The 8,924-nt window shown below is 71.3% G+C and carries 9 protein-coding genes; 5 read left to right on the forward strand and 4 right to left on the reverse strand.

Annotated elements, in window-relative coordinates; genetic code table 11:
* The 5 genes from AC3WLN_RS22785 to AC3WLN_RS22805 form a co-directional block, all read left to right on the forward strand.
* Positions 1 to 2,299: hybrid sensor histidine kinase/response regulator (locus AC3WLN_RS22785; protein WP_492485091.1), on the forward strand; the 2,299-nt coding region annotated here is incomplete at its 5' end.
* A 33-nt stretch (positions 2,300 to 2,332) separates the two neighbouring features.
* Entirely contained in the window at positions 2,333 to 2,818 is a 486-nt protein-coding gene (locus tag AC3WLN_RS22790; RefSeq protein ID WP_492485106.1) for a chemotaxis protein CheW, read from the forward strand.
* 24 nt (positions 2,819 to 2,842) lie between these two features.
* Entirely contained in the window at positions 2,843 to 3,226 is a 384-nt protein-coding gene (locus AC3WLN_RS22795) for a response regulator (protein WP_463775770.1), read from the forward strand.
* Positions 3,227 to 3,314: 88 nt separating this feature from the next.
* Positions 3,315 to 4,490 carry a protein-glutamate methylesterase/protein-glutamine glutaminase gene (locus AC3WLN_RS22800; RefSeq protein WP_492485094.1) on the forward strand — a complete coding sequence of 392 codons (1,176 nt, stop codon included), beginning with the start codon at positions 3,315 to 3,317 and terminating at the stop codon, positions 4,488 to 4,490.
* A complete protein-coding gene (locus AC3WLN_RS22805) occupies positions 4,487 to 5,389 on the forward strand; it encodes a CheR family methyltransferase (protein WP_492485096.1) in 903 nt (300 codons plus the stop codon). The genes AC3WLN_RS22800 and AC3WLN_RS22805 overlap by 4 nt, the downstream gene beginning before the upstream one ends.
* A 48-nt stretch (positions 5,390 to 5,437) precedes the next feature.
* Here AC3WLN_RS22805 and AC3WLN_RS22810 read toward each other — a convergent pair whose 3' ends face one another.
* The 4 genes from AC3WLN_RS22810 to AC3WLN_RS22825 all read right to left on the reverse strand — a co-directional run bounded on the left by AC3WLN_RS22810 (position 5,438) and on the right by AC3WLN_RS22825 (position 8,755).
* The gene (locus AC3WLN_RS22810; RefSeq protein ID WP_492485098.1) at positions 5,438 to 6,733 is read right to left on the reverse strand and encodes an O-acetylhomoserine aminocarboxypropyltransferase/cysteine synthase family protein; all 1,296 of its coding nucleotides are present in this window, start codon (positions 6,731 to 6,733) and stop codon (positions 5,438 to 5,440) included.
* A 34-nt stretch (positions 6,734 to 6,767) separates the two neighbouring features.
* The gene (locus tag AC3WLN_RS22815) at positions 6,768 to 7,154 is read right to left on the reverse strand and encodes a response regulator (RefSeq protein WP_492485100.1); all 387 of its coding nucleotides are present in this window, start codon (positions 7,152 to 7,154) and stop codon (positions 6,768 to 6,770) included.
* A gap of 62 nt (positions 7,155 to 7,216) precedes the next feature.
* Positions 7,217 to 7,387, reverse strand: coding sequence for a hypothetical protein (locus AC3WLN_RS22820; protein ID WP_492485102.1), 171 nt, complete (start codon positions 7,385 to 7,387; stop codon positions 7,217 to 7,219).
* Between the two features lie 87 nt (positions 7,388 to 7,474).
* Positions 7,475 to 8,755 (reverse strand): O-acetylhomoserine aminocarboxypropyltransferase, encoded by a 1,281-nt coding sequence (locus tag AC3WLN_RS22825; RefSeq protein ID WP_492485104.1) that lies wholly within the window; start codon positions 8,753 to 8,755, stop codon positions 7,475 to 7,477.
* Positions 8,756 to 8,924: the final 169 nt, after the last annotated feature.

The raw sequence follows: 8,924 nt of genomic DNA on the forward strand, positions 1-8,924 counted from the left end.
GCCCGATCCGGTGGTGCGCGAGTTGAAGCCCGGCGAGGTCAGCCTCGAGGATCTCGAGCGCGCCTTCATGGAGGCCGAGGGCCCCGATCCGTTCGACGCCGCCCCCGCGCCGGTCGCAGCGATGCCCGGGCCCGTCGCCGCCGAGCCGGTGCACGAGGCGCCCGCTCCGGCCCCGATGCCCGCCCCCAAGGCCGCCGAGGCTCCGGCGAAGGCCGCCGAGGCGCCCGCCTCCAGCGGCGACGGCGAGGGCGGGATCACCAAGGTCCAGACCATCCGCGTCAACGTCGACACCCTCGAACACCTGATGACGATGGTGTCCGAGCTGGTGCTGACCCGCAACCAGCTCCTCGAGATCGCCCGCCGCCACGACGACTCGACCTACAAGGTCCCGCTGCAGCGCCTCAGCCACGTGACGGCCGAGCTGCAGGAAGGCGTCATGAAGACGCGCATGCAGCCGATCGGCAATGCCTGGCAGAAGCTGCCGCGCGTGGTCCGCGACCTGTCGTCGGAACTCGGCAAGCAGATCGAGCTCGTGATGAGCGGCGCCGAGACCGAACTCGACCGTCAGGTCCTGGAGGTCATCAAGGACCCGCTCACCCACATGGTGCGCAACTCGGCCGACCACGGCATCGAGTCGGCCGCCGACCGCAAGGCCGCCGGCAAGCCGGTGCGCGGCACCATCCGCCTCTCCGCCTATCACGAGGGCGGCACGATCACGATCGAGATCGCCGACGACGGCAAGGGCCTCGACCTCGTCGCCATCCGCCGCAAGGCCGTGGAGCGCAAGGTCGCGAGCCAGGCCGAGGTCGAGCGCATGACCGACGCTCAGGTGGCGAAGTTCATCTTCCACCCCGGCTTCTCCACCGCCGCCGCCATCACCTCGGTCTCGGGCCGCGGCGTCGGCATGGACGTGGTCAAGACGAACATCGAGCTCATCGGCGGCGTCATCGACATCAACACGCAGCTCGGCCGCGGCACCACCTTCACCATCAAGATCCCCCTCACCCTGGCGATCATCGCCGCCCTCATCGTCAAGGCCGGCGAGCAGCGCTACGCCGTGCCGCAGGTGGCGGTGCTCGAGCTGGTGCGCGTCGACAAGGCGACCGCGCAGAAGGTCGAGCGCATCAACGGCTCGCCGGTCCTGCGCCTGCGCGAGCGCCTCCTGCCGATCGTCACCCTCACGGGCGTGCTCGGCCAGGACCAGGCCGCCGACGCCGTCGATTCCGGCTTCGTGGTGGTGGCCCAGGTCGGGCGCCAGCGCTTCGGCATCCTCGTCGACGAGGTCTTCCACACGGAGGAGATCGTCGTGAAGCCGATGTCCTCGAAGCTGCGCCACCTGCCGCTCTTCGCCGGCAACACCATCCTGGGCGACGGCGCCGTGGTGCTCATCGTCGATCCGAACGGCATCGCCCAGCATGTGAGCCAAGGCTCGCAATCCGGCGCGATCCCGGTCGAGGCCGAGGTCGAGGAGACGGAGGCGGCCGACGCCAAGGCGACGCTCCTGGTCTTCAAGGGCGGCGCGGGCAGCTACAAGGCGGTGCCGCTCTCGCTGGTCACCCGCCTGGAAGAGATCGAATCGGCCAAGGTCGAGTGGGTCGGCGGGCGTCCGCTGATCCAGTACCGCGGCCGCCTGATGCCCCTGGTGCCGGCCGATCCCTCGATCGAGATCCGCACCTCCGGCACCCAGGCCCTGGTGGTGTTCTCGGACGGCGAGCGGGCCATGGGCCTCGTGGTCGACGAGATCGTCGACATCGTCGAGGAGCGCCTCGACGTCGAGATCTCGGCCGACCGCTCCGACCTCATCGGCTCGGCCGTCCTGCGCGGCCGCGCCACCGAGATCATCAACATCGCCCACTTCCTGCCGCTCGCCTACGACGACTGGGCGCGGGGCCCGAAGAAGACCGTCAAGCGCAGCTCCACCCTGCTCCTGGTCGACGACTCCGCCTTCTTCCGCGAGATGCTGAGCCCGGTCCTCAAGGCCGCCGGCTACAACGTGATCACCGCCGCCAGCGCCGACGAGGCGGTGGCCACCCTGCTCTCCAACGGCCGGGTCGACGTGGTGGTCTGCGACCTCGAGATGCCGGGCCGCAACGGCTTCGACCTCGTCGGCGCCATGCGCAAGGTCGAGGGCCGCGTCGCCGCGCTCCCCGTCATCGGCCTCACCGGCACCATCGGGGCCGAGGCCATCGAGCGGGCCCGGACCCTGGGCATCGCCGACCTCGTGGCGAAGTTCGACCGCAGCGGCCTGATCTCGGCCCTGGCCGAGCTCGACGTCGTCAGCCTCGCCGCCGCCGCCTGACCGGCGAAGCCCCCTTCGGAGTCCACGCCCATGATGCAGGCCGCCAACACCAACGCCGCGGAGACCGCCGGCACCCACGACTTCGTCACCGTCTTCGTCGGCGAGACCATGTTCGGTCTCGCCATCGGCCGGGTCCACGACGTCTTCATTCCCGCCGGCGTCACGCCGGTGCCGCTCGCCCCGCCGGAGATCGTCGGGCTCCTCAACCTGCGCGGCCGGGTCGTCACCGCCCTGTGCCTGCGCCGGCGCCTCAGCATGGCGCCGCGCACCGGGGATGGCGCCCAGATGGCGATCGGCCTGGAGCAGGGCGGCGAGACCTTCGCGCTCATCGTCGACGGCGTCGGCGAGGTGCTCAAGCTCGGGGCCGAGACCCACGAGCCGGTGCCGATCAACCTCGATGCCCGCTGGCGCGACCTCACCCTCGGCGTCCACCGCCTGGACGGGCGCCTCCTCGTGATCCTCGACGTCGACGCGCTCCTCGCCTTCGGGACGAACGCCCGCACCGCCGGCGCGGCCTGACCCCCAGCCCTGGAGAACGGACCGATGAAAACCTGTCTCATCGTCGACGACTCCGCCGTCATCCGGAAGGTGGCGCGCCGCATCTTCGAGACCATGAACTTCGAGGTCGGCGAGGCCGAGGACGGCGAGAAGGCCCTGAGCGCCTGCGGCAAGACCATGCCGGACGCGATCCTGCTCGACTGGAACATGCCGACCATGGACGGCTACGACTTCCTGCGGGCGCTGCGGAAGACGCCCGGCGGCGAGAAGCCGAAGGTCCTGTTCTGCACCACCGAGAACGACATCGGCGCCATCGCCCGCGCCCTGCATGCGGGCGCGGACGAGTACATCATGAAGCCCTTCGACCGCGACATCGTCACGGCGAAGCTGGCGCAGGTCGGCTTCGTCACCGAAGCCGACGCGGCCTGACGCGGCCCCGGACCGGGCCTCCCGCCCCGTCCGGGCATTCTCCTCCCCTCGACCGTCCCCCCGCGTCGCTCACAGCGTGAAGTCCCTGATGGCCGCCACAGCACCGACCTTTGCGTCGACCCACGCCGCCCCGCCGCCCCTGGCGGGGCAACGGGTCCGGGTCCTGATCGCGGACGATTCGGCGGTGGTGCGCGGGCTCGTCGCCCGCTGGATCGGCGAGGCCGGCTACGAGGTCGTCGCCACCGCGGCCAACGGCCGGATCGCCCTGGAGGCGATGTCGCGCCACGACCCCGACGTGATCCTCCTCGACATCGACATGCCGGAGCTCGACGGCACCCAGGCCCTGCCGATGCTGCTCGCCAAGAGCCCCGGCGTCCAGGTCATCATGATGTCGACCCTGACCACCCGCAACGCCGACATCTCCCTGCGCTGCCTCGCCCTCGGCGCCGTCGACTACATCCCGAAGCCCGAGAGCAACCGCGGCGTCACCACCTCGGACGCCTTCCGCACCGACCTGATCGAGCGGGTGCGCCTGTTCGGCTCCGCCCGGGCCCGCAAGCGCGGGGCCTCCGGCGCGCCGATCCCGCTCTCCCACGGCACGCCGGCGCCGGCCCCGGTCTCGGCCCTGCGCCCGACCGCCCCCCTGGTGCTGCGCCCGAAGGCCCGCACCGGCGTCGCGCCCCGCGTCCTCCTCATCGGCGCCTCCACCGGCGGCCCGCGCGCCGTCGGCGAGGTGCTGGAGAAGATCGGCAGCCCGACCCTGCGCCAGTTCCCCGTCCTCATCGTGCAGCACATGCCGCCGGTCTTCACCGCGGTGTTCGCCGAGCATCTCGGCGTCCGCACCGGCCTGCCGGCCGCGGAGGGCAAGGCCGACGAGCGCCTGCAGCCGGGCCGGATCTACGTCGCTCCGGGCGGCCGCCACATGGGCCTCGGCGGTTCGCGGCAGGACGTGACCATCCGCCTGCACGACGGGCCGGTGGTGAATTTCTGCCGGCCCGCGGTCGACGTCCTGTTCCAGGACGCGGCGGCGATCTTCGGGGCCTCCGCCCTCGCGGTGGTCCTCACCGGCATGGGCTCGGACGGCACGGGCGGCGCGCGCGCCCTCACCGAGGCCGGCGCCGCGGTGCTCGCCCAGGACGAGGCGACCAGCACGGTCTGGGGCATGCCCGGGAGCATCGCCAAGGCGGGTCTCGCCCAGGCGATCCTGCCGCTGGCCGAGATCGGGCCGGCCTTGCGCAATCTTCTGACGGGGCAGGGCGCATGACCGACATCGAGTTCGATTTCCTGCGCGCCTACCTCAAGACCCGCTCCGGTCTCGCCCTCAGCGGGGAGAAGCGCTACCTCGTGGAGAGCCGCCTCGGCCCGATCTGCCGGCGCTTCAACCTCGCCGATCTCGGCGCGCTGGTGGTCGCCCTCAAGGGCGGCCGCGACCTCGCCATGGAGCGCGCCGTGGTCGAGGCGATGACCACCAACGAGACCTTCTTCTTCCGCGACCGCACGCCCTTCGACCTGTTCAGGGACGTGCTGCTGCCGGAGGCCATGGCCCGCCGGGCCAGCCAGCGCCGCCTGCGGATCTGGTGCGCCGCGGCCTCCACCGGCCAGGAACCCTATTCCCTGGCGATGATGCTGCAGGACGCCGCCCCGCGCCTCGCCGGCTGGAGCGTCGACCTCATCGGCACCGACCTCTCCACCGAGGTGCTCGATAAGGCCAGGGCCGGGCTCTACAGCCACTTCGAGGTGCAGCGCGGCCTGCCGGTCCAGTCGCTGATCAAGCATTTCGAGCAGGTCGGCGAGCAGTGGCGCATCTCCGCGAGCCTGCGGCAGATGGTGGACTACCGCCCGCTGAACCTGCTGCAGCCCTTCGACAGCCTCGGCACCTTCGACATCATCTATTGCCGCAACGTGCTGATCTACTTCGACGCCCCGACCAAGGGCGACGTGCTGGCCCGGCTCAGCAACAGCCTGGCGGCCGACGGCGCGCTCCTCCTCGGCGCCGCCGAGACGGTGATCGGGCTGACCGAGAAGCTGATCCCCAGCACCAAGCACCGGGGCCTCTACAACCAGGCCGTCGGGGCGGCCCGCGCGCCGGCGGCGCCCCGGCCGGTCCCGGCCGGCCTCGCCGCGCCGGCCGCGATGCCGCTCGGACGGGTGGTCGGATTATAAGCGAGGGCGCCGCGCCGGCGCCCTCCATCCGCCCGGATCGCCCGCGCCTCAGGCGAGCGGGGCCAGGGCCTGCGCGACGTCGGCGATCAGGTCCTCGACGTTCTCCAGGCCGATCGACAGGCGCACCGTCTCGGGGCCGACCTTGGCGGCGGCCTTGTCGGCCGGGTCGAGCTGGCGGTGGGTCGTGGTGGCCGGGTGGATCGCCAGAGACTTGATCTCACCGATGTTTACAAGGTGCGAGACCAGCTTCAGGCCCATGATGAACCGGACCGCCGCCGCCTCGCCGCCCTTGAGCGCCACGGTGAAGATCGAGCCCGGGCCCTGCGGCACGTAGCGGGCGGCCATCGCCTCGCCCTCCTGGCCGGGCAGGGCGGGGTAGCTCACCCAGGCCACCGCCGGGTGGTCCTTGAGGAAAGCCGCCACCGCCTTCGCGTTCGAACAATGCCGCTCCATCCGCAGGGGCAGGGTCTCGATGCCGGTCAGCGTCAGGAAGGCGTTCATCGGCGACAGGCCGGGGCCGAGCTCGCGCATGCCGAAGACGCGGCAGGCCGAGGCGAAGGCGAAGTCCGGGAAGCGCTCGGTGAGCACGAGGCCGTCGTAATCGGCCCAGGGCTCGCTCATCAGGTTGTAGCGGCCGGGGATCGCCGCCCAGTCGAACTTGCCCGCGTCGCAGATCACGCCGCCGATGGTCTGGCCCGAGCCGCCCAGGAACTTCGAGGTGGAGTGGATGACGATGTCGGCGCCGTGCTCGATCGGCCGGATCAGGGCCGGGGAGGCCAGGGTGTTGTCGACGACGAGCGGCAGCCCGTGCCGGCGGGCCACCTCCGCGATGCCGGCCAGGTCCATCACGGTGGCGCAGGGGTTGACGATGGACTCGCAGACGATCGCCCGGGTCTCGGGCGTGATCTGCGCCTCGAAATCGGCCGGGGTCAGGCCCTTGGTGAACTGAGGCTTGAGGTCGTAGCGCCCGTCGAGGCGGTTCATCAGGCCGAGCGAGCCGCCGAACAGCCGCGAGGAGGCGACGTAGGCCTCGCCGCTCTTCATCAGGGTCATCAGCACCATCAGCACGGCGGACTGGCCGGAGGCCACCGCCACGGCGGCCTTGGCGCCCTCCAGCGCGGCGACGCGGCGCTCCAGGGCGGCCACCGTCGGGTTGGAGCCGCGCGAGTAGGAGAACCCGGTGCGGCGCATGGCGAAGATGTCCGCCGCCTGCTGGGTGTCCTCGAAGACGAAGCCGTTGGTGAAGTAGATCGGCTGGGCCCGGGCGCCGGTGGCGGGGTCGGGCGCGGCGCCGGCATGGATCGCCAGGGTGGCGAAGCGATGGGTCTGGGTTTCGGTGGCCATCGGGGCCTCCCGTCTGTGAAGGTCGGGTGAGCGGTCAGGCGGCGCGGCGGGCGAAGGCGCGCAGGGTCCGGACCAGGGTCGAGGGCTCGTAGGGCTTCGGGATGAAGCGCGCCCCGTCGGGCATGTCGTTCGGGCCGGGCGTGCCCATGCCGGAGACGACGAGGACGGGGATGGTCGGCCAGCGATGGGCCACCAGGCGGGCCAGGGCGAAGCCGTCCATCGAGCCGCGGGGCATGTCCACGTCGGTCATCAGCACGTCAACGTCGGCGCGGCTCTCCAGCACCGAGAGGGCGTTGTCGGCGTGGCTCGCCTCCACCACCTCGAACCCGGCATCCGCGAGCGTGTCGGCGGCCTCCATCAGGAGCAGGCCGTCGTCTTCGACGAGGAGCACGACGGGCAGGTCTGGCGGGTCTTGCGTCATCGGCGGCCGGACGATCTCGTGACGGGACTGAGACGGGGGCCTAGGCCCCGCCGGCGGTGCCGTCAATAACGGCCGGTGTCGCGCATCCGTTTCACCGGGGCGGGCAGGCGCCGAGGCGTCGGGCCCGGGGCGAAGGCCACCGCGAGGCCGACCAGGGTCGCCAGGACGGCCAGGAAGGCCAGCCCGTCGCCGATCTGCTCCAGGAAGGCCCAGTCCAGGGAAGACAGGTTCATAGACGTCAAGCCCGACATCGCCGCCTCCGGTGATCGCGAGGCGAGCCTCCGCCCGGTTTGGTAAAGGAAGCGTTAACACGGCCGCGGTCAGGCCGTCAGGGCGGCGTCGAGATCGGCGATGAGATCCTGTGGATCTTCCAGGCCGACGGAGAGCCGCACCACCTCCAGCCCGGCCCCGGCGGCGACCCGCTGCGGGTCGGTGAGCTGGCGGTGGGTGGTGGAGGCCGGGTGGATGATCAGCGAGCGGGTGTCGCCGATATTGGCCAGATGCGAGAACAGGGCGAGGTTCGAGACGAGCTTGACCCCCGCCTCGTAGCCGCCCTTCAGGCCGAGGGTGAACACCGCGCCGGCGCCGTGGGGCGTGTAGCGCCGGGCGAGCTGGTGGTACTTGTCCGTCTCCAGCCCCGGATAGCTGACCCAGGCCACCGCCGGGTGGGTTTGCAGGAAGCGCGCCACCGCCAGGGCGTTGTCGCAGTGGCGCTGCATCCGCAGCGGCAGGGTCTCGATGCCGGCGAGGAGCAGGAAGGCGTTGAAGGGCGAGAGCGCCGGCCCGAGGTCGCGCAGGCCCAGCACCCGCACGGCGATGGCGAAGGCGAAGTTGCCGAAGGTCTCGGCCAGCACCTTGCCGGCATATTCCGGCCGGGGCGCCGACAGCATGGGAAAGCGCGCGTCGCCCGCCCACGGGAAGGTGCCACCGTCGACCACGAGGCCGCCGATGGAATTGCCGTGGCCGCCCAGGAACTTGGTGGCCGAGTGCACGACGATGTCGGCCCCGTGCTCGAAGGGGCGGATCAGGTAGGGGCTCGCCATCGTGTTGTCGACGATGAGCGGGATGTTGTGGCGCTTCGCGATCTCCGAGAGCGCCGCGATGTCGGTGATCACCCCACCGGGATTGGCGATGGATTCGCAGAAGATCGCCTTGGTGCGCGGCGTGATCGCGGCCTCGAAGGAGGCGGGGTCGTCGGTCTGGGCCCAGACCACGGTCCAGCCGAAGTTCTTGTAGGAATGGTTGAACTGGTTGATCGAGCCGCCGTAGAGCCGGTCGGCCGCGACGAACTCGTCGCCCGGCTGCATCAGGGCGTGCATCACCAGGAACTCGGCGGCATGGCCCGAGGCCACCGCCACGGCGGCGGTGCCGCCCTCCAGGGCCGCGACGCGCTCCTCCAGCACCGCATTGGTGGGGTTGGTGATGCGCGAATAGATGTTGCCGAAGGCCTCGAGCCCGAACAGCGAGGCGGCGTGCTCGGCATCGTCGAACACGAACGAGGCGGTCTGGTAGATCGGGGTGGCGCGCGCGCCCGTGGTCGGATCGGGCACCGCGCCGGCATGGATGGCCCGCGTGTTGAAGCCGGGCAGACGATCGGTCATCGGAAAAATCCTCCCGGGCCGGCGGGCCCGCAACGCGCGTCTTCTACGCCCGGACCCGGGACGGCGGAAGAGGACGCAATTCGTTGAAACGAACGCGAGTTCTTTATGCCGGACGACTGATGGGGTCAAGGCGGGCGCCCCCGCCCGGGGGGAGGGGCCGGCGGTGCAG

The sequence above is a fragment of the Methylobacterium sp. FW306-05-D genome (genome assembly GCF_058782155.1).

Excerpts from the sequence above, each read along its gene's own strand:
- AC3WLN_RS22810 (WP_492485098.1), bottom strand. The coding sequence starts at position 6,733 with ATGGCCACCGAAACCCAGACCCATCGCTTCGCCACCCTGGCGATCCAT.
- AC3WLN_RS22790 (WP_492485106.1), top strand. The coding sequence starts at position 2,333 with ATGCAGGCCGCCAACACCAACGCCGCGGAGACCGCCGGCACCCACGAC.
- AC3WLN_RS22815 (WP_492485100.1), bottom strand. The coding sequence starts at position 7,154 with ATGACGCAAGACCCGCCAGACCTGCCCGTCGTGCTCCTCGTCGAAGAC.
- AC3WLN_RS22825 (WP_492485104.1), bottom strand. The coding sequence starts at position 8,755 with ATGACCGATCGTCTGCCCGGCTTCAACACGCGGGCCATCCATGCCGGC.
- AC3WLN_RS22820 (WP_492485102.1), bottom strand. The coding sequence starts at position 7,387 with ATGAACCTGTCTTCCCTGGACTGGGCCTTCCTGGAGCAGATCGGCGAC.
- AC3WLN_RS22795 (WP_463775770.1), top strand. The coding sequence starts at position 2,843 with ATGAAAACCTGTCTCATCGTCGACGACTCCGCCGTCATCCGGAAGGTG.
- AC3WLN_RS22805 (WP_492485096.1), top strand. The coding sequence starts at position 4,487 with ATGACCGACATCGAGTTCGATTTCCTGCGCGCCTACCTCAAGACCCGC.
- AC3WLN_RS22800 (WP_492485094.1), top strand. The coding sequence starts at position 3,315 with ATGGCCGCCACAGCACCGACCTTTGCGTCGACCCACGCCGCCCCGCCG.